Origin of the sequence: Roseibium sp. TrichSKD4 (assembly GCF_000148725.1) — a bacterium.
Classification (GTDB): domain Bacteria; phylum Pseudomonadota; class Alphaproteobacteria; order Rhizobiales; family Stappiaceae; genus Roseibium.
In genome coordinates, this window is sequence record NZ_GL476313.1 from 76,496 (window position 1) to 99,944 (window position 23,449).

A 23,449-nucleotide genomic window follows, 5' to 3' on the forward strand; every position below is an offset into this window, starting at 1 on the left:
TGGTCAGAGTTACGCATCTGCTTACCCTGAGGAATTCCTACCATGCCGCCATCCCTGTTCCCTGCCGATTATGACCGCAGTCGCTTGAAACCTCGCATTATGCACATTGGCTTCGGAGCTTTCGCAAAGGCACATGTTTGCGTGTTTCATGATGAGATGCTGCGGAAGTCCCAAAGTGACTGGGGCATGGTTGTTTGCCGACTAAACTCTGGCGAAGAAACGCTCACCAAGCTCGACAAGACCCATGGACTATTCACTGTTGGCGAGATGGCTGACGACGACCTGCACCTTCGTCGTGTTGGTGCGGTCATCAAGACACTTCATCCTCGGCGAGATGGCACAAATGCGCTTTTGGGCCAACTCGCAGACCCGGACCTGCAAGTCGTTACACTGACGATCACTGAGAAGGGTTACTGCCTTTCAAAGGGTCATCTGGACACAAACAACCCTGCGATTGTTGCAGACCTCAAAACCCCAAACGCCCCCAAGACCGCAATCGGCATCCTTGTTGAAAGTCTTCGCCTGCGGAGTGCCGCACAGAACGCAGGCCTGACAATCCTATCCTGCGACAACCTCCCGGCAAATGGCCAGCTTTGCCAAACAACTGTTCTGGAGTACGCCAATAAAATAGACCCAGAGCTTGCTGACTGGATATCAACCAACTGCACTTTTCCGTGCTCTATGGTGGATCGCATAACACCCGCCATGACAGAAGAATCCAATACGAAAATGGCGATCGCACTCGGTTCTCCTGACCCCAACGGAGTGTTTTGCGAGCAATTCCGCCAATGGGTCGTCGAGGACAACTTTGCGGCCATGCGCCCGGACTGGAACCTCGGCGGGGTTGAACTTGTGCGGGATGTGGAACCTTATGAGGACCTAAAGCTCCGTTTGCTGAACGGTACGCACTCCTTTTTGGCCTATCTTGGCGCACTCGATGGAAAAGAAACCATCGCCGAATGCATGACAGACACGACACTTCGAAGCGAAGCCTGCAACCTTATGCAGGAGCAAGCCAAGTCTCTTTCAATGCCCGATAATGTCGATGTTCCAGCCTATATCGACGCTTTGATGGAACGCTTTTCAAATCGCGCCCTGCAACACAAGACAACACAAATCGCGGCAGACGGCACACAGAAACTCCCACAACGGCTTCTTGCCCCGATCAAGTTCCATTTAAAAGCTAAAAGGCCGTGGCCTCTCGCTGCACTCGGCATCGCAGGTTGGATGCAATATTGCCGCGGTAGGAGCGAGGCCGGACACGATCTGCCTCTCAACGACCAGTTGGCCGATAAAATAAGTGAGATCGCTGCTCAAAACGACAAGGCCGAATATGTCCGACAGCTTTTGTCACTGGAGATGATCTTTGCGCCAGACCTTGTTGCCAATCCCATCTTCACCGAGACAATCCAAGGTGCCTTTGAGACCTTGTCGACCAAAGGTGTGCAAACAGCGCTTGCCGAAGCGAACTAACGGAAACCACTATGTCAGCTCCCTTTCTCGGCCCTGATTTTCTGCTCGGCACTCCGGAAAGCCGCCGTCTTTTTCATGACGTCGCAGCCCCTTTGCCGATTGTGGACTTCCACAATCACCTGGACCCGGAGGCAATTGCTTCAGATCGTTCATGGCAATCCATTGGTGAAATCTGGCTTGAAGGCGACCACTACAAATGGCGAGCCATGCGCTGGAATGGTATCCCTGAAGAGCGCATAACGGGTGATACCTCCTTCCGGGAAAAGTTCGATGCGTTCGCCGAAACCATTCCGCACTGTCTTGGCAATCCGCTGCATCACTGGACCCATCTAGAACTTCAACGATACTTCGACTGGGATGGCATTTTATCACCGGAAACAGCTGCTGAAGTCTGGGATTTGGCCAATGCTCTACTGAACGCGAAAACCCATAGCGCCCAAGGATTACTCGCGCAGATGAATGTCGAATATGTCGGGACAACTGACGATCCTTGCGATGACCTGAAGCATCACTTGGCCGCACAGTCTGACAGCACCCTTCCGTTCAAGATCGCCCCAAGCTTCCGCCCGGACAAGGCGCTCAATCCAGCAGCTTCAGGCTTTGCAGAATACATCAAAAGGTTATCTGAGGTCAGTGGTACCAACATCAATCGGTTTGAGGATCTGCTCTCGGCACTCCTCACACGTTTGAATTTTTTCGTATCCTATGGCTGTAAGGCTGCCGATCACGGTTTGACGCGCCTCCATGCGTTTGAACCCCGACACCCAATGGATCTTGACGCGATTTTACAGCGTGGACAGAACGGGAAAGACGTCCCCACTCAGGATGCTGCCGATTTTACCGGGGCTCTACTGGTCGAGCTTGGGGCAGCCTATGCAGAACGCAATATTGTCATGCAGTTTCACATCGGCGCTATGCGCAATCAAAACACACGTTTGTACAAAGCCTTGGGTCCAGACATCGGCGGTGACAGCATGGCAGACTATGCGCTTGCTGCCGAATTGAATGCGCTTCTCGATAAGATCAACACACGAAAAGCTCTGCCGCGCATAATTCTTTATTGCCTGAATCCAACCTTGAATGAAGTGCTCGTCACTATTGCAGGGAACTTTCAGGATGGGTCAGAGCCCGGAAAAATACAGGCAGGTCCGGGTTGGTGGTATAATGATCAGATCGACGGTATGGAGCGACAGATGACGCAAGTTGCCCAGATGGGGCTTTTCTCGCGTTACATCGGAATGCTTACCGATTCCCGCTCCTTCCTGTCATTCCCGCGTCACGAATACTATCGCCGGCTGGTTTGCCGAATGGTGGGAAGATGGGTAGAAGACGGCAGCATTCCCGACCAACCGCGTGCAACTGATGCCCTGATCCGGCGGGTGTGCTACGAAAATGCTCGGGATTGGTTCATGAATTGACACACCAAAACGCCAAATCAGCGGTAGGGGCGACTATATCCGACCCCAGTTCACCATTTTACTCAGTGCAAGCGGATGTACGCCTCATGAGACGAAAAGGCTCGTTGCACTGCGGAAAGTTGAACGCGTTTTGATTTTAAACAGCCCGCATCGAAAAAGGCCTGCTCCTATAGAACGCCGGGGGTGCGCTCAGGAGCAGGCAGTAGGGTGCACTCAATTACCAACCAATTCCAATATAGTTTGCAGCCGTTGGAGGCTTCGGCGCCATCCGGACCAAATCAATCACCGTTGCCTCGTTTCCAGTTGCTTCCAGCAACCCTAGAAGGTTCGGCATTTTTTGAACGACGACGATTGCGTCCACACCATCCACGGCTCCAAGGATCGTCTCACGCAGAATTTCCGGCAAATCTTCCGTGACCTGTTTGAGATGAGGCAGCGCATATTGCATGTATTCGAACTGCTTCAGGAAATGTGGTCCGGGAACGAGCGCGGGATCATAAGCTGTCACTTCGACGCCCTTTTCCTGAAGACCGGAAATCAACTCAAGGCTTGGGCTCTCTCGAAGGTCATCAGTACCGGGTTTGAACGCCACCCCTAAAACAGCGACTTTCTTGGCACCGGTTTCTGCAACAGTGACCGTCCGGCGAAGGCGCTCTGGCGCGACACCGATGCGGCCTGTTACGCTGCCTGAGCAGCGTAACGCCAGGGCAGAAGTTCGTCGAGGCGTGTGATTTTGTGGTCGGCGACTTGACCGAGGACCCAGGTCAGCCAGGCCTGAGGGTCAACACCGTTGAGCTTGGCCGTTTCGATCAGGGTATAAGCGATAGCCATGGCTTTGCCGCCGCCTTGGGAGCCTGAGAACATCCAATTTTTGCGTCCGATGGCGACGGGTTTAACGGCGCGCTCGGCGGTGTTGTTATCCAATTCCAGATGGCCGAGCTCAAGGTATGGGCGTGCTTTCGGCATTCGGCCCAAGGCATAGCGGATGGCCTGCGCGAGTGGTGACTTTCCCGAGATTTTGGGCAATTGCGTCTGCAACCATTCTTCCAAGGCGTCAAAGATCGGTTTTGCCCTAGCCTGCCGGATGGTAGCGCGGTCTTCGGGGGGCATGCCCCTGATCTCTTTCTCGATAGCGTAAAGCTCAGCAATCCGGCGGATGACTTCTTCGGCAATGGCGCTGCCCTGCGAGGAGAAGACATCCACGAACTTGCGTCGTACATGCGCCATGCAGGCCATCTCATCGGCTTTGTCGTCACCGAACACACCGTTGAACCCGGAATATCCATCCGCATGGACCCAGCCCTTGTATCCCGACAAATGAGCAACGGGATGCTCTCCTTTGCGATCCACCGTGAACTGATACCATGCACAGGGTGGCGATTGGCCAGACCAGGCACGCTCATCCCGCACATAGGTCCAGACCCGCGCCGTTTTGGTCTTCTTGTTGCCGGGGGCCAGCATTTTGATGGGCGTATCGTCGGCAAAAAGCGCAGGTCCTTGCCGCACCATCCGTCCGATGGCATCGGCAAGAGGTTCCAGCAGGGCCGTCGAGCGACCAACCCAGTCGGCCATGGTCGAGCGGTCCAGATCGACGCCTTCACGGGCAAAGATCTGGCTCAGGCGATAGAGGGGTAAATGATCGGCATATTTGCTTACCAGAACATGGGCCAACAATCCCGGTCCGGGCCGCCCACGCTCAATGGGGCGCGATGGCAGCGGCGCTTGCACAATCGCCTCGCACCATGAACAGGCTTTGCGGGGCCGGATGATCCGCTTCACCTTGAAGCGTCCCGGCACGTATTCCAACTCTTCGGTGACATCCTCACCCAGGGTGCGCAAGTTGCCACCACAACGACCGCATTCATCACCGGGAGAGAGCTCCTCGTCTTCCCGATCCAGATGATCCGGCAAGGGCTTGCGGCTGTGTTTGCGCTTCGGCTTTGGATCAACTCCCTCCTGCGACGGGGCGGGCTGTTTTGCCTGGTCTTCAGCGGCCTCAACAATCTCGGCGTCCTCGAGCAGATCGAGATTGAGCTGATCCAGACCCTCAGACTTGGAGCCGAACCGATGCCGATTGGCCCCGTGCAACTGGTGTTGAAGCTGCTCGACCTTGAGGCTCAGAGCCTTGACCTCGTCGGCCAGAAGGCGGTTCACCGCCCTCAATTCGGCGGGGTCCTCCGGGGTGATATCAAGGTCCTTCAGCATCTTCGATCTTATATCAGATCAAGGGCGTAAGTTGAATCCCGAGAGGCGCGCAAACGCCAATATATTGGCCTATCCGACGCTCAGGGGCCGCCATGTTTTTTGCGGCATCCGCCAGTCTATGCCTTCAAGCAACATCGACAATTGCGCGGGCGTCACGCTGACCTTACCGTCCTTCGCAGCAGGCCAAACAAACCGGCCCTTCTCAAGGCGCTTGCTGAACAGGCATGCGCCCTGTCGATCCCACCAGATGATCTTCAGCAGATCACCGCGCCGTCCCCGGAACACAAACAGATGTCCAGAATAGGGATCAAGCTCCAGAACCTTCTCCGCCTGAGCCGCCAAAGTGTTGAACCCGCGCCGCATGTCCGTCACCCCGGCAGCCAGCCAAACCCGCGCGTTGGACGGCACGGGGATCACGGCATTAGACCTTCAACCAAAGCCAGCACCGTCGGCAGCGCCGTCGTCCCTTCCACCAATACCCGCCGCCCGTCCGACAGCGTGATATCAACCCGCTGAGCCGACAACGGCATATCCGAGGCAAGCGCCGCGATCTGGTGGCCTGGTGCGGCCTGCGGGCCCTCTATCTCCACTGGTAGAAACGCCGCTCCATCAAGGACGCAATCGCTGTCTTCTGGCGCAAACCGCTCATCACGCAGCCAGTTGTGGATCAGGTTCGCATTCATCGCAGAGCGGCGCGCAACCTGCGCAACCGAAACCCCCGGCACTCTGGCCTGCAAACAGATCGACCGCTTCTCGTCATCCGACCAAAACCGCTTCTTGCTGCCCTTCTTCGTACCCAAAATGTGCCTCACAATGTCCATTAACGAAAATGGACATTATCACCCCACTGCGCTCCCCGTCAGAGCGGGAATACCGAACGCTCACCTGCAACAAGCGCTAATGCCTGTTCTACCTGCCGTGCGTTGGAAGGGATCAAGGCGTCGATCAACGGCAAGTCCACATCCAGTTCAGCTGCAAGGTGAGAGACGGCCCGCACTTCCTTGGGAAGGCACGATCCACCAAACGCAAACCCTAGCTTCAAATAGTAAGGAGACAGGTTCAGCTTGGTGTCCTGAACAAAGATGTCCATGACCGAATGGCTGTCAATATCAAGTGGCTTGCACAGGCGACCAACTTCGTTGGCAAAGCAGACCTTTGTAGCGTGCCAGACATTGTCAACGTATTTGACGAGTTCCGCGATTTCCACGGTCGTAACAATCGGGTTTTGATCGACCGGCGCATAGATATCAGCCATAATCTTGCTGGTCTTCGGGTCTGTTACACCAATGACTGTTTTCGGAGGCTCGTGAAAGTCGTCAACCGCCGTCCCTTCCCGAAGGAATTCCGGATTGAAGCAAATGCCAAAATCCCGACCGGCAACCTTGCCCGAAACCTCTTCAATGATCGGCTTCATCACAGTCAGAGTGGTGCCAGGAGGAACTGAGCACCGCAAAACCACCACATGAAACTCGTCCTTTTGCTCAATGCTCTCACCGATTGATCGGGCCACGGCTTCAATTGCGCGCGTGTCACATCCGCCATCTTCGCTCGTTGGAGTGCCAACAGAAACAAATGTGACATCCGTCTCTGCAACAGCCTCTTTTACGTTTGTAGTTGCGGACAAGATTCCCTTGCCAAGAGCTTCCTGCAAAAGGCTGTCCAGCTTGTTTTCAACAATGGGGCTTTGGCCATTACCAACAGTGTCGACTTTGTCTTTATCGACATCCGCGCCAACAACACGGTGACCAAGAAAGCCGAGGCATGCCATAGAGACGGCTCCGACATACCCAAGTCCGATAACACTGATTGCCTTTTTCGAGACGCCAACGTTCACATCCAAAGATGGCAAGTTTTTTGCAAATTCAAATTGTTTGATCGGCTTGTTCATCTGCCTGTCCTCCTGCGGTGACCCGCAGTCCAAACAAAAAGTTGTGTGCCAAACTCAGATGGCAAAAATTATCTTAACAAAACCAGCATCTTAACAATTCGTTACCGTCACAGATCGAATTCGAATGTTTGCGATTTAGAATTGTAAATTTCATTTTTGAAATACAAAGTTATGATTATGCATCCCGGATTTCCCAAGTAGTCAGCTGATTTAGCTTCTTCTATCCTATTTTTCTCTTTATATTACAGCGTGTTACTTGATGACGGAGGGCTGAAAAATGGCACACCCAACGGGTGCGGGTTCTGAGAGCGATTTTCGGCTGGATTTTGACCCTCGGGTGCGGTTGGAATTCCACGGTTCAAAGATCAGTTCTGATGGCGGTCTTCTGCTTTACCGGGAGCTTGATGACGCCCTTGGCCTTTTCGGCAAAGCGGTTCGGTTCCTTCGGGATACCCGCAAAGGTAAGAATGGCGTTCACACCTTGATGGGCCTGCTGCGCCAATCGATATTTGGTCGCCTTGCGGGCTATGAAGATGTGAATGATGCCGTGCGTCTGTCGCGTGACCCGGTAATGCGCCAGATTATCGGGGGCCGTGCCGTTGACACTCAGGCGGCATCCTCCTCCCAGATGGGCCGCTTTGAGACTGAGGTGCTCGCGACTGCCGCCAACAGGGAAGCCTTGGCCGATATGCCCGGTCAATGGATTGATGCGGTGCATGGTCGCCAAGGACTGAACTACATCACCTTGGACATGGATAGCTCTGTCAGCCCCACCCATGGCGCTCAGGAGGGAACCGCATGGAACGGGCATTTCGGCTGCAACTGCTATCACCCATTGTTCATCTTCAATCAGTTTGGCCACTTGGAACGCTGTGCCCTGCGCAATGGCAGCGTCCACAGCGCGGATGACTGGAAGGCTCTTCTGATACCCGTCATTGCGCGCTATGCAGAGCGCGACATCATGCGCTTCTTTCGCGCTGATGCCGCCTTTGCCATTCCGGAACTTTACGAGACTTTAGAGGCTGAAGGGTACCGCTACGCCATCCGCCTCAAAAAGAACGCTGTGCTGGAAGAGAAGATCAGCCATCAGCTGACCCGCCCCGTGGGACGTCCCTCAAAGACAAAGATCAAGCGCTTCTATGAGGTTTTTGAGTATCAGGCTGCTTCATGGAGCAAGCCCCGTCAGGTGGTTGCCAAGATCGAATGGTATCCCGGTGATCTATTCCCTCGCGTGGGTTTTGTCGTCACCAACTTGCCGATGGAGCCGGAATGGATCATCCGCTTCTACAATCAGCGCGGCACAGCCGAACAGCACATCAAAGAAGGCAAGAACGCCATCACTTGGACCCGCCTGTCCTGCAAGCGGTTCTGTGACAATGAGGTCCGGCTTCAGCTTCACGCATTGGCGTATAACCTTGGTGTCTTCCTGCAAGGGCTAGACCTCCCGGAAGAGGTCGCCGACTGGTCGCTGACAAGTATCCAGAGCCGCCTCATCAAAATCGGGGCAAAGGTCGTACGCCATGCGCGCAAAATCACGTTCCAACTGGCAGAGGTGGCTGTATCAGGCTACGTCTTCGGACGAATCCTCGCCGCAATCCGCGCCCTCAAGCCCCCGCCGAGGCCTGCATGACGCTCCAAACAACGAAACCAACACAAATGCGGCTCCACAGCTGTGTCTTGTCGCAGCCCAAACGGGATAAAGTCCACGAAAAGCTCAAAAACCGCGCTTACGTAACCGTCAAAATCGATAATCGCCCCGACAACGCTGCCGTCAGAGTTGCAAACGTCCGTGAAAACGGTCAACCTCGTCGCAACACACAGTTACTTGGGAAATATCCGTGCATTCATTCGACCCAATTGCTTCCAAAGCGGGAGGACATATGATCATGAATGTCCAGCTGGAGGCCAATATCGAACGTTTTTCGATTTGAAAACCAAATTACTGATTTGCGAAGATTTGAGCTCTTTCTGTTTACTTTCAATAAATCAAAAACTCTGAAATCATTGAATTTAATAAACTTTCAGAAAATTCTAAAGCTGGCCGGACAATTGCAATGCACTCCCAAACCACATGGAAAGGAGTTGCCATGTTCCCGCAATCCGAAAACAGCAGCACCATACGCGGTCCTTATCACAGCCTAAAGCGTCAGACGCCAGCTGCAAACAATGTGTTCCTTTTTGATCTAGATATTCTGGTACCATCCAACTTTGGACAACTAGATCATCATTTTGGTGAGTACCTGCGAGAGTTTGTAGAGCTTGCACCCTGTTATGCCATTTCCAATGGCAGCTACAGTTCCGTCATGGCTCGCTTGCCACTTTCGATCCGAAATGGTTTTGAAGGCATCTTTGCTTCAGCTGGAACTGAAATGTGGCGCAGGGAAGAACTCCTGCTCCGCCATGACCACGATTTTAGTGATGACCTTTACGAATTTATGGTCAACGTTGTCAGGTCTAGCGCCTATGACAAGAAGAACGCCCCAGTCCTAGAAAGCGGCTCCGCTACTTTGCGGCTGCAGCTTTCGGGCACAAAAAGCACAGCAAGGGAAACGGCAAAATATCTTGCTTGGGAACGGAAGCATCAGGAACTTTCCGAAATCATAGCCGAGTTCAAGATACGCTTCACCAACTACCAGATTTGTCGGGATAGTGAAGCGAGTTTGTTGATCGTTCCAAGCAGCTTCTCAACCGTATTGGTTCGCGATCATCTCCGTCGCCGTCACAAATCGGCGCGGCTGATCACATGCCTCGCTCCAAATACGATGTCGGGATATCTAAAACCATTTTGCGAGGCCTTGTCAGACACGGATATGATTTCCGTTGTGGCGGACCCTAGTGATGTGAGCCAGCTTCTGTGTCACGAGCGCAAAATTCTGAAAGCATCCGCGACACCACGCCTCCAAACTCCCAACGCACAATTTCAGAAGGCCTAACGCTGTGACAACGGTTAAACCCAAACCCAATCAGGAAACATGGCGTCTTCTGGACGAGGTCGCCGTATTTGATGCCCCAAACAGGGTAAAAGTGAATCGTCAGTCTGTTCTCATGCCAAACAATCAAATCGTTTCGGATTATTATCAGATCAAGCTTCCATCATTTGCGACGATCTATGCAATCACGGAAAAAAACGAAACGCTGGTTTTGCGGCAATACAAACATGGCGTTGGCGAAGTATGCCTCACCCTGCCGGGCGGTCAGGTGAATGCAGGGGAGCAGACCGAGTTCGCGGCACGCCGCGAACTGCTTGAAGAAACCGGATATGGCGGCGGACGGTGGACAGTTGGCCCATCCATGATCCTGCATGGTAATCAAAAGATCGCCCGATCCCAAATCTTCATTGCCCATCACGTCGTGAAATTGAATGAGATTGAATCAGGTGATCTGGAAGATGCCACGCTCGTGACCATGTCCAGACATGATCTACGACTGATGGCAACCTCCGGTCTAGTGCCTATTGCCTCACATGTGGCCGCAATTGGCATGGCAGAAATGATGTTTCCGTCGGTTTGACACTACAGGATCAGGCCCCTTGGCACCCGCTACACTTTCGAGCGGGTGCAAGACGCATCAGAGCATTTGGTAATTCAGGTCAGTGCCGGAGCTTCAACCGGCTCATCTTCTGCACTGGTTGAAATCGCCTCTTTCTCTTCCTGCGCCGTCCAAAGTTCTTTTTTGCGATAGAGCTTTGATGGGCTTACCTGAAGAACCCGAGCAGTCTTGGGAAGACTGCCACCGCACGCGTCAATCGTTGCTTCAATAATCTGTCTTTCAAGTATTTCAAATGGTTGACCGAGTGGCAATGTAAGATGGGGCCAATTCCCGCCCACGTCAGTCTGCGCTGGAACACTCTTCCCCGGAATGCGCATGGGGATTGGCGCTGCTTCTCTGGCAGGGGTAGGAGTGCGTCCCTGAACAACAGAAATCATATCGGCTTCAATAATCGGCCCATCATTTAAAACGATCAATTTGCGAACGAGGTTCTGCATTTCGCGAACATTCCCGGGCCAGCCATGCGCCATAAGCGCTTCTTCCGCTTCAACTGAGAACCCTTGAAACTCCTTGCCCTCTTCACGTGCATAAATATCGAGAAAGTGCCTGGCCAATTCCAAAATGTCCGCACCGCGAGCTCTTAACGGGGGCATGTCAACCGGGAGAACGTGCAGCCGATAAAATAAGTCTTCGCGGAAACGCCCCTCTTCGACTTCCCGCAACGGATCGCGATTGGTCGCGCAGATCACCCGAACATCAACCTTTTTTAGTGTGTCACTGCCCACTTTTTGAATGGAACCGCTTTGCAGGAACCGCAGCAGTTTGGCCTGCAAATTGAGTTCCAACTCACAAATTTCATCCAGAAACAGTGTACCACCGTCTGCTTTCATTGCGGCGCCATCCCGATCAGACGTCGCCCCGGTGAAAGAGCCTTTGAGATGGCCAAAAATCTCCGATTCAATAAGATCCTTCGGGATCGCTGCACAATTCAGCGGGACAAATGCTCCTTTGGAGCGCGGGCTCGAGCGGTGAATGGCTTCAGCACAGACTTCCTTGCCCGTTCCGCTTTCGCCGGTGATGAAGACCGCTGCATTGGAGCGGGAAATGCTCTCGATCATCTTGTAAATGGCGGCCATGGGAAGCGAAGATCCCACAAAGCCGGTTTTGGAATTACTCACCTTCGGCTTTTGAACGGTGGAAGCAACTTCGGTCAGGGTTTCGCGCTCAAGTGCATTGCGAACTGTTGTAATCAACCGCTCGTCTGCCACCGGTTTGACGATAAAGTCATAAGCACCGGCCTGCATCGCTTCCACAGCCGTTTTGATGGAGCCTGAGCTTGTCACAACAACCACAGTGACGGGAAGCTGTTCGCTTCTCACAGTCTCCAGGATTTGAAGACCATGAACGTCGGGAAGCTGAAGGTCCAACAACATGACACTGACGCCACCTTTGCGAAGCCGGGATAGCGCAGCAGCGCCCGTGTCAACGTGGGCGGTTTCAAATCCTGCTCTGTTGAGCTTGTGCTCATAGACAGTCGCAAGCGAAAGCGTGTCTTCTACAATCAATACCTTCAATTCAATCTCCTCGCACCCACTGAGGTAATCACCCTTCGGTGCCAATGTCGACACCCATCTCCTCAGCGAGTTTAATTACTTTTTCTATCGTTAAACCGCAGGCAGTCTGGAGTTCCGCGTGCATTGCAAATGCTGCTGTTTCGTTGCCGTCTCTCGACAGAGAATTGATAATTGTTGAAATGGTGACCAGGTCAGTCGCACCGAAACTTCCAGCCATGCTTTTCAATGAATGTGTGGCTCTTTCCAACTCAATGAGGTCAGAATTTTCGTACGCAAACGAAGCGGCTTCTGCTCGGTCTCTTGTGTCCATAAGGAACTGAAAGAGGAACTTTTTCTGTAGCTCAGGTGGCATCGTGGACATGATTTCCCGAGCTGCATCCAAATCTTCTGCATGGTAAGGAGCACCTTCCGCCTTTGCAGACGTATCTTTGCTCGCAAGATTGCGGGCAATGCAGGCGACCAATTCCTCCTTTTCAACTGGCTTGGCCAGGAAGTCTGACATACCTGCCGATAGAAACCGCTCCCGGTCTCCACGCAGAGCGTAGGCGGTCAGAGCAATAATCGGCGTGTTGGCATTTCGTGTTTCGCTTTGAATGTGCTGCGTTGCTTCCAGACCATCCATCTCAGGCATGGAAATGTCCATCAAAATACAGCCATAGTCGCGTTGATGCGCCGCTCTCAGCGCCGCTTTCCCGTTGTCGACAATATCGACATCACAGCCAATGCGCTCAAGCGCATGACTAACAACAATTTGATTGGTTGTATTGTCCTCAGCAAGAAGGACGACCAGCCCTTCCTTGAGTTCAGGCAGTTCTTCTAAATGAGCTTCCTCTTCGTCCCCCACAGTCTCCTCCGAGAGCGTGAGTGGCACGAAGAAATGGAACGTACTTCCAGCACCGGGGAGACTTTCAAGTGTGATTTCGCCTTCCATCAAATCTGCGATCTGCTTGCTGATTGCCAGCCCCAATCCAGTGCCACCATAACGCTTAGTCGATGCCCCATCAACCGTGACGAAGTCGCCAAACAACGCATCATGCTTTTCTGCCGGTATGCCGATACCAGTGTCTTTGACAGAGAAGCGGAAAACCGGTTTTTGCGGATCACTTTTTTCCAGACCAACATTGACTTCGACAGAACCCAACTCGGTAAACTTGATGGCGTTGGACACAAAGTTCAGGAGAACCTGACGCAAACGACCAGCATCGCCGACAACATTTCGCGGAAGGTCAGACGGGAACCTCCAGTTCAGCTCAAGCGCCTTTTCCTGCGCTATTGGCGTGAAAAGATCGACAACGCTCTTGACCGCTGTTCGTAGATTGAAAGGCGCCTGATCAAGCTCTACGCGGCTGGCCTCCAGTTTGGAGAAATCCAAAATGTCATTAATGAGCTCAAGCAAGGACCGCCCGGATTCTCTTGCCGTTTTGACATAGATTTCCTGCGCCGGATTCAAGTTGGTGTCCCGAAGGAGGCTTAGAATACCGAGGACTCCGTTCATGGGCGTTCTGATCTCGTGGCTCATCATCGCCAGAAACTTCGCTTTGGCTTCATTTGCGGCTTCTGCACGCTCTTTGGCATCACGCAGCGCCTCATCGGCGGCTTTTCTTTCCGTAATATCTCGAACATACCCAAGAAAGAGAGGGCCAGTATCACTGGTGGTCTGGCGGATCGCAAGCTCGACCTCGAGAATATGTCCCTGTTTATGGAGCCCTTGAATTTCAATTCGTTTCCCGATGACAGGCCCTTCACCAGTAGCCAGATAATGTGACAGTCCAGCTTCATGCGCTTCACGCAAATGCTCTGGAATAATAAAGTCCGACAACCGCTCACCAACGATTTCATCGGATGTCCAGCCAAACACATCCTCAGCAGCCGGATTAAAGTCCAGAACAACACCTTCAGCGTTCATGACAATCACGCCATCAAAAGAAGCAGACACCACATTTTGCAGCAGCCCCTGACTGCGCAACAGCTCTTGCTCACGATGTTTCAGCTCGGTGATGTCGACACAGAAACCAACAAGTCCTCCTTCACTGGTTCGAGCCTCAAAAACCCGCAACCATCTGCCATCCGCAAGGAACTGCTCCATGGGCTCGCCGGGATTGCGGTGTTGCTCTAAACGCTGTTCAATCCGGTCGTCAACAGTTCCGGCGTCGAATTGATACTGACCACGGTGTGCACCTTCGCGGATAATGTCCTCGAACCGATTGCCCGGCTCAGACAGGTCGGCGCTTAAGTGATAGAACTCCTTGTATTTGCTGTTGCAGACCACCAAGCGATCATCTTTGTCATAGAGTACGAACCCATCCGGCAGGGATTCGATCGCGTCTACCAGCCTTGTCTCCGCGCGGCGGAGTTCCTCCGCTGCCTTTTTCTGATCCGTCAGATCCCGCACAATGGCCGTGAATGTTTCAACGCCGCCAAGGCGTGTTCTGGTCAAAGAGAGTTCAGAGGGGAAGTGTTGACCATCAAGCCGCCGGGCCGACGTTTCAAGGCGTTTGCTGCTGCTATCTGAGCCTGCTCGGATGCGTCCAACCTCATCCATTGACAGCGGTTTAATCAACTGAGCGATTGCCGGGAGCACCTTGAAGACTTCGATGTTCTCCAAGCTATCTTCATCTTGGAGCCCGAACATTTCTTGGGCTGCAGGGTTGATACTAAGCACGTCTCCCGATGGGTTCAGCGTCAAAACCCCATCCAGCATATTTTCAAGAATGGCAGAAACCTGGGCCTCTCCCTGTTCGGCTCTCTGAGTAGCCGCTTGCAGCGCCTTGTTTTTTCTCTGCTCTTCTGCCGCGAGATCGGAGAGATTCTTGATCGCCCTCTGGCGTTGTTTTGTCAGAACAAGGGTCAAGGCGAGCGCTGCCAAAAAAGCGACCACCAACATGAAAATCAGATTATCAATGGAGGTAAAGCCATCTCCATAAAGCTCGCTGGCGGGGATAACGACTTCCTGAATGCCCCGAATGTCGCCAATCTCCCAATCGGTCTTTGGGGAATCCTGGTGAGTGTTATGGCAAGCAACGCAGCTGCCTTCCATCACCACCGCTCGCGCACTTCGGAAAAAGGCGCGACCATCCTGCTGAACCAGTTCCTCAAAAGGAGCATCCGGGTTTTTCAGCAAGCTTTCCATGGCCTGCGTTTCAAAATCATCAAGCCTGCGATCCGTTCGCCACGGCCAGGGATAATTGGAAAGGATCCGAATGGTGCTGTCTGATCCTTGAACACGGAGTTCATCCTCCAGAGCCAAGGTCATGGACACGGGAGCGGGAATGGTGAGTTCCTTGTCGTGGTAATCATGCGAGACCACGACATCCTGCGATGAATAGAGTTTATCGACGACTTCGCGCGAATAAAAAGTCCGGGCGGCTGTTAGAAGGTCAGACTGGGATTGAGCAGCAGCCGCGAGATCTCTGGTTCGCGTCTTTTGGCCAAAGTCGACCGCGATGACATAGGCCGCAGTTGCGGATGCAACGATGAAGACCAACACCAGCCAAAAAGTGGCATCGAGGCCAATCCTCTTAATCCACATCCGCATAACGTCGGTCCTTGCCACTTCTGGTTTGTCGGTCTTACGCATGGTGTCTTTAGGTCTACGTTCAATCAAGAGGAGTGAATTTTTAGTTGCCCCAGCCAAACATCATTTCATCCTTCAATTGTGAGATCGAAGTTCGAACAACGGATTGTGCGCCATGAAAGATTGCCAACTATCAAACTCATGGCTTTCAAGTAGCTGGCACGCCTCCTCACACTCGAAGATTGCCAGCCTCAGATCAAAGGGAGCGTTGGGATCATCAGCCTTGCCCGGGCATAAATCCGGTCAGCTGAGTTTCCGCGTGGAACAGGGTCGGCATAAGTTGCTGCAAAACTGTCAGATGCATAGTCGGCCCATCCTCCGGCTGGAAACCAGCGGGGGGATGGTGGCCCATCTCCATCAAGATCACATGGAACCGCTGGCTTGAACGACAAGAGATGATCCAAGCGAGCCCGCACGGCATCAGGAACATCATCGATTTTGAAGTTCTTCAACGCAAGCAGGCTGATTCCTGCATGACCCACATCCTCAAAACGTTGGTCCTTGATATCCCGGTCCTCGAGCCCCTTTTCGAGGTAATAGGCCTCCGGCCAATATCGCCATAAAGATCCCTGATCATCACTATCCCACTCATCAAGAAAGCGATCAGCAAGTTGTTGCGCTCGTTGGTTGGCCTTGTCCTCGCTCAACGCGCCTAAAAGCGCCGCGAAAGACATCTGCCAGTTCCAGGGGGCGACCTTTCCTGCAAACCGAAAGTCGATTTTATCTGCAATCCGATATAGACCGGTGGCCGCATCGAAATTCGGTTCATATGCTCCTTTCAAGCATTGAAGTGTCTTCGTGATCTGTTGGGAATTTGCGTACGAACACATGCTCCCCAACCGCGAGCAGGCAGATGAAAGCGCGTTCGCGATCACAGCCTGATTGATCAGCAAACTCAGCCGCTCATGTCCTCCTCCATAAATCGTGGAGCTCCACCCGCATTCTGGGTTGTTCGGCCCAGCGCGCTCTTGAAGGCCATCTTGGGCAGCGAGCGTCAGCCTTATGGATTTTGAGGCCAGCTGGGCGAAAGTGTTGTCGCCGGTTTTTTCATACAACAAGCTCAAGGCTTGAAGACGATAGCTTTGGTTCCAACTCTGCAGGCCCTCCGCATCCGAGGAACAGGCCCGCACTTCGCCAGTTTGCGAAAGCATCAAACCATTGACAGCGCGAAAGAAATGCAAAGCCGACTGTGAACCGGCGGCGATCAAAAAGGTCTCGCCAGCCCTCCTTCTTTCTCTCTTCGGCAACGAGATAAAGTCGGCATCAGCTTTAGAAAGAAGCGGTTTTTCAATGATGCCAGTTGCAAGCGGAATTTTGAATATTCCAGCACCCCGCTGGTCGTCACACTCAAGTTTCGCCCAAACTGTTTGTTTTCGAAGGCGAAGCCTGTCGACATGGCAGCCTTTAAAATCAATCAGCGTCTTGGAGCCATGCTCGTCAACCTGCAAAAGCGGAAGAGCATAACTAACCAGTTTGGTAAGGTTTCGATGGCTTGCCTCAAGGACATAAATCGCTGCGTCGTCAACCCGAATGAGCTTCGCAGATATGTTTCGTGGCCAGCTCAGAACCACATTTGCATTCTGTAGCAACTCGGTTTGTTTTGCGCCGGTTTTCCATTGCCGCAGCGCAAATACGTCCCCTGTTTTGGTTAAGTGAACGGACCCAAGCCGCGCTCGCGTTTCCTTATTTGCGTTTATGAAGCGCTCAGTTCCGTCAACCATGATGGAAGGTCGGTCATCCCCTGGTCTCTTTTCGACCACCAAAACATGGGGCCCAGCCTTGGACACTTTTTCAAGACACTGACCTTCCACACCCCGCAATCGGACATTGCCCGTTTCAAGATCGACCTCCAAACCCCTTGAAGGGATCGCAAGAGTGTCGCCAGTGCTTGTCTCCCCTCCTGCAAAAGAGGGGGCCGACATGAGCACGACAAACAAGAACCCGAGACCAATTGTTTTGTTCATGATCGCCCCGTCAAAAATTGAAGTAGATGAACTCGGTCATCTCAGACAAACGATAGGTCTGTATGAGAGCGACGCCGAACAGGAGCGAAACTCCAAAAGCCCAGCTTGAAGTCGGTTGCCAACGAAGCGGCAAGAAGCTGGCGTCTTCACGGTGTCTAAAGAGCTTTTTCAAACCAAGCACCGGGTTGTATTTCTCGGTGAACTCGATGGAGTTGGGCAACAAAAACACGATCGTAGCCAGCGCAGCCAGCATTGCCCAAACGGGGGTTGTGTAAGAGACAACGTCCTCCCAGAGCTTAGGCTCGTATACGGTTGAGAGACCCGCCATACCAGCGAGGATGTTGCTCGCCCCATCGAAGCTCTCTGCCCGGAAAAACACCCACGCAACAACAACAGCCAGAAGTGTCAGTGCGCGTGCAGTGAGTGAAGACAGCGGTGCAGGCAGAATGCTCGGGATATAGCCCTTTTCAGCAGCGGCGGACCAAGCATGATTCACAGCAAGATAAAACCCGTGCAATCCCCCCCAGAACACAAACGTCCAGCTTGCCCCGTGCCAAAGCCCGCCTAGAAGCATTGTAATCATCAAGTTGGCATAGCGGCGCGCAGGACCGGTCCGGTTTCCACCAAGGGGGATGTACAAATAGTCACGCAGAAAATGTGACAAGGTGATGTGCCAACGCCGCCAAAAATCGGAGATGCTGGTTGCCTTATAAGGTGAGTTGAAATTGACCGGCAGGCGAATGCCAAACAGGCGCGCAAGACCAAGCGCCATATCGCAGTAGCCCGAAAAGTCGAAATAGAGCTGGAAAGTGTAGGCCAAAGCCCCGATCCACGCCGCTTCAAAGGGCACGCCTGATGTGGTTTCTGCCAGATTGAAGACACCATTGGCATAGGGCGCAACGCCGTCAGCAAGAACGATTTTCTTGAACAATCCGATCGCGAACAAGGTTCCGCCAACCGCAAAATTCATTACCAGCCGGTTCTGAAAAACCGTCATCCTGAACTGCGGGATCGTCTCCTTTTGCATTACGATCGGGCCGGCAATCAATTGCGGAAAGAAGACAACGAACAGTGTGTATCTGGCGAAATCGCAATGCGAAACGTCGCCCTTGTACGTGTCGATCAGGAACGAGATTTGCTGGAAGGTGAAAAAGGAAATAGCCAGCGGCAAAACAAGGTGCAAAAGCGGAAATTCAGCCCCGGCCAACATATTGGCATTGCCGATAAAAAAGTCGGCGTATTTGAAGATCGCAATGAGCCCCAAATTGAAGACAATTCCCAAGGTGAGAATATACCGGTCTGGCACCTTCAGCAGGATGCGGTGAAAGCCATAATTGATTACCACCGATCCGAGTAAAAGTGGCAAATAAACCGGCGTCCACCAGGCGTAAAAGGCAAGTGAGCTAAGCGTCAGCCACCAGATGATGCCATTTTCCCAGCGCAGGTATCGGAGAAACAAAAAACCCAAAAGCACGGGCGGCAAGAACAGATACATAAACTCCAGCGAACTGAATACCATGGGTTTACCCCTTCCCGGACGTGTCTTGATTGAGAGAGCGGCTTGCATTTTCCGAGGAGTCGGCACTTGCAACATCTTCAAGCGCCTTCAGCAGCCTCGAGCTACCCTGATGCCCGCGATCCGCGCCCTTGCTTGCCAATTCAAGAGCCTTGGCTCGGTCTTGTTCGACAAACTTGCCTTCTGCATAAAGACGCCCGAGTTCCTCCATAGCGCCTGGATGGCCAACAGCAACGCCGCGTTTAAGCAGGTCAACGGATGCTTTCGGATCGAGGCCAAATCGGTTTTTGAGATGAAGCCGCGCAAGCGTTGTCAAAGCGCCGCCATGTTCAGCTTTCGCCGCCAATGACAGCCATTTCAAAACGCCCTTCCCCCCTTTTTCAGAAGGTTCATCAGCCAGCAACATCTGGGCAAGATCGTGCATCGCTCCCGCATCACCAAGGCTTGCCGAGCGAATGAACCAACTTTCAGATTTCTGCCTATCCGGGGGCCGAAACTCGCCATCCCGATAGATCCGGCCAAGGGTCTTGGCTGCGCTCGCAGATCCATCACGGGCTTTCTTCTCCAGTCCGGAAATAGCGCGATCCGCCCAGAACTGAGCCTGCTCTAAATCCTGCACCACACCGTAACGACCGGTGTACAAAATGCGCGCGTAGTTGATTGTGGAGGATGGATAACCGGCAATCGCAGCACGTTCGTAGTGAAAAACGCGACATCAAGATCGCGGTCAGTCCCGATCCCACGCTCATAATGTTTGGCCAATTGCACGTGCGCTTTGGGATAGTCCCAGGCCAGCGCCTTCTCAAACCATTGGAGCGCAATTGCAGCGCATTTTTCGCCTGACGAACGCTGAAAGAGACGACCAAGTTCGTATGCAGTTTCGCCGCGAAATCTGAATTGGTAGCGAACAGCTTCCAGAAAGGCTGCTCTCGCTTGTGGCAGGTCCCGCTCCGTACCCCACCCGTTCTTGAAAGCGCGTCCCAAGTGGTACAAGGCAACAGGATGACCATCATGAGCCAATTGGGTGAGGATGTCGGCAGCCGCCTCCCATCGCCCTACCTTTTGCAAACCCCGCGCCTGTTTGATCATTTCATCAATCGTGGGATCAAGTCGTTGAGATTTGGTCGGTTTTACCGTCTGGTTCGGCTGCAAAGCAACAAAAGCTGCCCCGCCGAGCATGGCACTCACCAAAAGCCCTTTCCAAAGGTGGTTCTTGGTTCTCTCAGTCACTGCGCCACCTCCTGTCCGTTGGTACTTAAAACAGCACCGACAAGCATGTCTGAAAGCAGAGTCTGTTCCGTTTTGAACTGGAGTTCATTGAACCCAGACCGATAGGCATCGATGTCTGCGAAAGTGAAAAACGCAGCCACCATCATTGTTCCTGCGGTCAGGCCTAGAAAAAACGGGCGGAAGTCTTGCAAGCTTGCGTGGTGCTCAAACATCTTTCTGCCTCCAAATCCTACAATGGCTTCCCTCGCGCAATTCCAGACCATCTTCCTGATGCAGCTGGCGGGTGTCTTTCTCAGACGTGGGACACGAGAGCGTTCCTCGGCGCTTTGTTGCTAAAGACCGCTGTTCCGTTGTCGGCTCTAAAGCGAGGAGCAATTCTCCGACAATCTTTCGGGCAGGCTTTGAGCCGAAATGATAGGCGTCGGTGAAGTTGGCGAGATCTTCAGTGAACGCGTTGCTGAAATCGAGATCGATGACTGGAGCCATGGCGGCCAGCCTCTCCCGGAACTTGTGATTTGCCGCACTCAGGCCGAAATCTCCGATGCGCTGCTGCATCTCGGTGATGGTAGGCGGGATCAGGAAAACCAGACGCACATCATTTTCAGCGCACCAGGCAGCCATCTCTTCCACCATGGACCACAGTTCATCAGACTGTTTGAACCGCCGCCAGTCAGCGGCACCATTGGTGCCAACCTGCTTGGCAAAAAGTGACGGCAACTCACGGTCAAGCGACACTTCCGGCCAGAACCGCGCCCATGCGCCGAGCCCAAACCCGTGACCGTAAAAAACTATCTTCGGGAGGATGCCATTTAACGGTGTCGCCAGCTGACACTCGTCACACAGCTCCGGGTCCAACAGCTTGTCCAAAGACAGTTCGCCCGATGGGAAAAATTCTCCAGCAAAGGCATTTTGCACTGGATGGAAGGAAAGGCTCTGAAAGCTCTCTTTCAAAGAAGGATAGCGCTCTTCCAAAAGCGTCCATCCGATTTTGGCGACAAACCAGTTCGTATAATATTTGAAAGGGTTTTCAGCGAGTGAGATCGCTTCCGGTACCCTGTTCATGCCACCCTTGAAACGAGCATCCATGGACCGCAGCGGCAGGCTCACGATCAGAGTTTCCAGATCGGTAGACTGTTTCAGATATTGGAAAGTGTCATAGATCTCATAGACCGTCGCACCACCATAGGCGAAGTTGTAAACGTCATCGCGGCCGAGTTCCTTCCAGTATTTGTCCTGTAGGGCGCGTGCACGGCTATCGCCAAGGACTACAGTTGGCGACTTGATCCGCGGGTATTCGATCATTTTATAAAGCGGGTAATGCGCCTTGACGCTCGTTTCTGCCTTATCGAGGCCCAAGTCGAACCAGCGATTGTGGTTATACGCGTCAACGATGGTATTGAATGCGATGGGCGCGAGACACAAAAGACCCACAAAAGTAAGCGCGGAAACATAGAACTTCGGTGCCAGTTTCATAAGAACCACCCTGGAAAATGATTTCCACATCAGCAATTCAAGAAACAGGCCGAAATCAGAAGTGACTTTTAGCCTGTATTTTCAGATACTTATTTCAGACTTCCCAAAACGCGAACGTAGGTCGTTCGCAAAATCAAAAAGTCGGAGTTGCAAAATGGGAAGGGCGCGCAAAACTCAAGCAGCAGACCGCAAGACGTTGTCCAACATCTTGTAACTCATCGGTTCGACGAGCCCTGCCATCAGACAAACAACCAGGAACAACATCGTCACATAGAGCAGTGTTAGATAGCTTGCCATCAGGTTCTGCATCATCGCCAGAAGCCCCGACCCCTCACCTGCTCTTTGATCACCGCGATTGGACCAACGCTGTTTGGAAAGGCGGAAGATGCAATACACCTTCACCGATGCATTGATGAGTTGGTTCAAATACAAGATGAATGGCACACTGATATCGACTGTTCGTGCGTATTGGAACAAGAAGAGCGACAGCAAAAGTCGGGTCAGGCAAATGAAAACCGTGTATCCCAAAATATACAGCGGATCGTGCAACACAGTTGCTGAAATTGCCAAAACCGGACTGACCAACATGGTCCACATGGACAACCGTTGATCAAGCAGACACCACCAGATGAAGAACGGCATTCGACTCGGACCAAGAGCGAGCGCCCTCGTTCCGTTTCGCAGCATGTTACCGGACCATCTTCGGAAGTTCTGAACCATGCGGTCCATGCCAGACCCTTCGATGACCTCTACCGTGTAACCCATGGCATCTGGCACATAGAGCATCCGACAACCTGATTGCAGCATGTAATACCAGGTGCTCTTGTCATCTCCGGAGAGAAACCTGAACTGCCCCCACAGCCAATGTTCCAAATGGTCAGCTTCCAGAAGCCGAATGAATTTCAGCTTGGTGAGGTGTTTTGCGCGAAAAACCGACATGCGCCCCGTCAACGTCAACACACGGCCTGACAAGGAGTGCGATTGCATGGCCAACCGGCGCTGTGCAAATCGCATTGTCAGCCAGTTTGCAACCCATTTTGGGCCGATGCAGAGCACTTCCTCGTTTGTCGTGCAAGCTTGCAAATCCGGATAGAGTTTGAAAAGGGGCAAGCAAGCGCCAACAGCATTTTTTGCCAAAATGAAATCACCATCCATAAAGATGATCAGATCATCATCTTCAACACTTCCCCGGCTCATAGCCCTTAAAACCAGTCCGATAGCCAACCGTTTCCCGGGCTGGTTTTGGCGGACAATATGCAAAGTCACATCAAGGTCTGCCCATTCGCGAGCCAACTGCTCGGAGATTAGCACCTCGTCATACCGGTCCCCCGATCCCAACCAGATTGTGCCAGGAACTCCGGCATCTTCAATTTCCCGGCAAATGGAGCGGATCACCTTTTCGGTAATGTCCCGGTGCTCCTTGTATGTCGTCATCATGAAATGGAGGTGACGGGGGCGCCAACCATCCTCCCAAACCTTCTGACCAGCATCCCGCATGGACGGATAGATAAAGCGCCCGTAAATCCAGGCGCGAACGGCATGGGTAAACCACCAGCCATAACGCCATATGCCCAGTATCCCGATCACAAAGGTAATTTGTTTGGTCGCCGGGCTGAAAAAAACATTTTCAACGCTCGTCATACCA

General features: G+C 52.8%; 19 protein-coding genes. 5 read left to right on the forward strand and 14 right to left on the reverse strand.

Annotated elements, in window-relative coordinates; genetic code table 11:
• Positions 1-42: 42 nt before the first annotated feature.
• Both TRICHSKD4_RS11545 and uxaC read left to right on the forward strand, forming a co-directional pair.
• On the forward strand, positions 43-1,473 hold the full coding sequence (locus TRICHSKD4_RS11545) for a mannitol dehydrogenase family protein (RefSeq protein WP_009467436.1): 1,431 nt from the start codon (positions 43-45) through the stop codon (positions 1,471-1,473).
• An 11-nt stretch (positions 1,474-1,484) separates the two neighbouring features.
• Entirely contained in the window at positions 1,485-2,891 is a 1,407-nt protein-coding gene (uxaC, locus tag TRICHSKD4_RS11550; protein ID WP_009467437.1) for a glucuronate isomerase, read from the forward strand.
• A 217-nt stretch (positions 2,892-3,108) separates the two neighbouring features.
• Here uxaC and TRICHSKD4_RS11555 read toward each other — a convergent pair whose 3' ends face one another.
• The 5 genes from TRICHSKD4_RS11555 to TRICHSKD4_RS11575 form a co-directional block, all read right to left on the reverse strand.
• A complete protein-coding gene (locus TRICHSKD4_RS11555; RefSeq protein WP_009467438.1) occupies positions 3,109-3,483 on the reverse strand; it encodes a UDP-glucose/GDP-mannose dehydrogenase family protein in 375 nt (124 codons plus the stop codon).
• An 86-nt stretch (positions 3,484-3,569) separates the two neighbouring features.
• Positions 3,570-5,096 (reverse strand): IS66 family transposase, encoded by a 1,527-nt coding sequence (locus tag TRICHSKD4_RS11560; protein ID WP_009465942.1) that lies wholly within the window; start codon positions 5,094-5,096, stop codon positions 3,570-3,572.
• A 69-nt stretch (positions 5,097-5,165) separates the two neighbouring features.
• Positions 5,166-5,513, reverse strand: coding sequence for an IS66 family insertion sequence element accessory protein TnpB (gene tnpB / locus TRICHSKD4_RS11565; RefSeq protein ID WP_009465831.1), 348 nt, complete (start codon positions 5,511-5,513; stop codon positions 5,166-5,168).
• Complete coding sequence (locus TRICHSKD4_RS11570) at positions 5,510-5,896, reverse strand: transposase (protein WP_009465943.1); 387 nt, start codon at positions 5,894-5,896, stop codon at positions 5,510-5,512. The genes tnpB and TRICHSKD4_RS11570 overlap by 4 nt, the downstream gene beginning before the upstream one ends.
• Positions 5,897-5,955: 59 nt before the next feature.
• The gene (locus TRICHSKD4_RS11575; protein WP_009467439.1) at positions 5,956-6,984 is read right to left on the reverse strand and encodes a nucleotide sugar dehydrogenase; all 1,029 of its coding nucleotides are present in this window, start codon (positions 6,982-6,984) and stop codon (positions 5,956-5,958) included.
• A gap of 277 nt (positions 6,985-7,261) precedes the next feature.
• On the opposite strand from TRICHSKD4_RS11575, the gene TRICHSKD4_RS11580 reads away from it, so the two are divergent.
• The 3 genes from TRICHSKD4_RS11580 (at position 7,262) to TRICHSKD4_RS11590 (ending at position 10,494) form a co-directional block, all read left to right on the forward strand.
• Positions 7,262-8,614 carry an IS1380 family transposase gene (locus TRICHSKD4_RS11580; protein ID WP_009466009.1) on the forward strand — a complete coding sequence of 451 codons (1,353 nt, stop codon included), beginning with the start codon at positions 7,262-7,264 and terminating at the stop codon, positions 8,612-8,614.
• A gap of 457 nt (positions 8,615-9,071) precedes the next feature.
• Complete coding sequence (locus TRICHSKD4_RS11585; RefSeq protein WP_009467443.1) at positions 9,072-9,917, forward strand: hypothetical protein; 846 nt, start codon at positions 9,072-9,074, stop codon at positions 9,915-9,917.
• Positions 9,918-9,921: 4 nt separating this feature from the next.
• Positions 9,922-10,494, forward strand: a complete 573-nt coding sequence (locus TRICHSKD4_RS11590; protein WP_009467444.1) for an NUDIX hydrolase — start codon at positions 9,922-9,924, stop codon at positions 10,492-10,494.
• A gap of 74 nt (positions 10,495-10,568) precedes the next feature.
• Here the strand turns inward: TRICHSKD4_RS11590 and TRICHSKD4_RS11595 are convergent, their stop codons facing one another.
• From TRICHSKD4_RS11595 to TRICHSKD4_RS11635, 9 genes are all read right to left on the reverse strand, one after another.
• Entirely contained in the window at positions 10,569-12,047 is a 1,479-nt protein-coding gene (locus tag TRICHSKD4_RS11595) for a sigma-54 dependent transcriptional regulator (RefSeq protein ID WP_009467445.1), read from the reverse strand.
• A gap of 28 nt (positions 12,048-12,075) precedes the next feature.
• Positions 12,076-15,582 carry a PAS domain S-box protein gene (locus tag TRICHSKD4_RS11600; RefSeq protein WP_009467446.1) on the reverse strand — a complete coding sequence of 1,169 codons (3,507 nt, stop codon included), beginning with the start codon at positions 15,580-15,582 and terminating at the stop codon, positions 12,076-12,078.
• 230 nt (positions 15,583-15,812) lie between these two features.
• A complete protein-coding gene (locus tag TRICHSKD4_RS11605) occupies positions 15,813-17,585 on the reverse strand; it encodes a hypothetical protein (protein WP_009467447.1) in 1,773 nt (590 codons plus the stop codon).
• A 10-nt stretch (positions 17,586-17,595) separates the two neighbouring features.
• Positions 17,596-19,104 (reverse strand): MBOAT family protein, encoded by a 1,509-nt coding sequence (locus tag TRICHSKD4_RS11610; RefSeq protein ID WP_009467448.1) that lies wholly within the window; start codon positions 19,102-19,104, stop codon positions 17,596-17,598.
• Positions 19,105-19,108: 4 nt separating this feature from the next.
• Complete coding sequence (locus TRICHSKD4_RS11615) at positions 19,109-19,744, reverse strand: tetratricopeptide repeat protein (protein ID WP_009467449.1); 636 nt, start codon at positions 19,742-19,744, stop codon at positions 19,109-19,111.
• Entirely contained in the window at positions 19,708-20,331 is a 624-nt protein-coding gene (locus tag TRICHSKD4_RS11620) for a tetratricopeptide repeat protein (RefSeq protein WP_009467450.1), read from the reverse strand. The genes TRICHSKD4_RS11615 and TRICHSKD4_RS11620 overlap by 37 nt, the downstream gene beginning before the upstream one ends.
• Positions 20,328-20,543 (reverse strand): hypothetical protein, encoded by a 216-nt coding sequence (locus TRICHSKD4_RS11625; protein WP_009467451.1) that lies wholly within the window; start codon positions 20,541-20,543, stop codon positions 20,328-20,330. Before TRICHSKD4_RS11625 ends, TRICHSKD4_RS11620 begins: the two co-directional genes overlap by 4 nt.
• Positions 20,536-21,804, reverse strand: coding sequence for a hypothetical protein (locus TRICHSKD4_RS11630; protein ID WP_040616766.1), 1,269 nt, complete (start codon positions 21,802-21,804; stop codon positions 20,536-20,538). The genes TRICHSKD4_RS11625 and TRICHSKD4_RS11630 overlap by 8 nt, the downstream gene beginning before the upstream one ends.
• Before the next feature lie 174 nt (positions 21,805-21,978).
• Positions 21,979-23,445 carry a glycosyltransferase gene (locus TRICHSKD4_RS11635; RefSeq protein ID WP_009467453.1) on the reverse strand — a complete coding sequence of 489 codons (1,467 nt, stop codon included), beginning with the start codon at positions 23,443-23,445 and terminating at the stop codon, positions 21,979-21,981.
• Positions 23,446-23,449 lie beyond the last annotated feature (4 nt).

Bases quoted from the DNA above. Each gene is read 5' to 3' on its own strand.
- TRICHSKD4_RS11600 (WP_009467446.1), bottom strand. From the start codon at position 15,582: ATGCGGATGTGGATTAAGAGGATTGGCCTCGATGCCACTTTTTGGCTG.
- TRICHSKD4_RS11605 (WP_009467447.1), bottom strand. From the start codon at position 17,585: ATGAACAAAACAATTGGTCTCGGGTTCTTGTTTGTCGTGCTCATGTCG.
- TRICHSKD4_RS11580 (WP_009466009.1), top strand. From the start codon at position 7,262: ATGGCACACCCAACGGGTGCGGGTTCTGAGAGCGATTTTCGGCTGGAT.
- TRICHSKD4_RS11635 (WP_009467453.1), bottom strand. From the start codon at position 23,445: ATGACGAGCGTTGAAAATGTTTTTTTCAGCCCGGCGACCAAACAAATT.
- TRICHSKD4_RS11630 (WP_040616766.1), bottom strand. From the start codon at position 21,804: ATGAAACTGGCACCGAAGTTCTATGTTTCCGCGCTTACTTTTGTGGGT.
- TRICHSKD4_RS11560 (WP_009465942.1), bottom strand. From the start codon at position 5,096: ATGCTGAAGGACCTTGATATCACCCCGGAGGACCCCGCCGAATTGAGG.
- TRICHSKD4_RS11625 (WP_009467451.1), bottom strand. From the start codon at position 20,543: ATGTTTGAGCACCACGCAAGCTTGCAAGACTTCCGCCCGTTTTTTCTA.
- uxaC (WP_009467437.1), top strand. From the start codon at position 1,485: ATGTCAGCTCCCTTTCTCGGCCCTGATTTTCTGCTCGGCACTCCGGAA.
- TRICHSKD4_RS11545 (WP_009467436.1), top strand. From the start codon at position 43: ATGCCGCCATCCCTGTTCCCTGCCGATTATGACCGCAGTCGCTTGAAA.
- TRICHSKD4_RS11610 (WP_009467448.1), bottom strand. From the start codon at position 19,104: ATGGTATTCAGTTCGCTGGAGTTTATGTATCTGTTCTTGCCGCCCGTG.
- TRICHSKD4_RS11585 (WP_009467443.1), top strand. From the start codon at position 9,072: ATGTTCCCGCAATCCGAAAACAGCAGCACCATACGCGGTCCTTATCAC.
- TRICHSKD4_RS11575 (WP_009467439.1), bottom strand. From the start codon at position 6,984: ATGAACAAGCCGATCAAACAATTTGAATTTGCAAAAAACTTGCCATCT.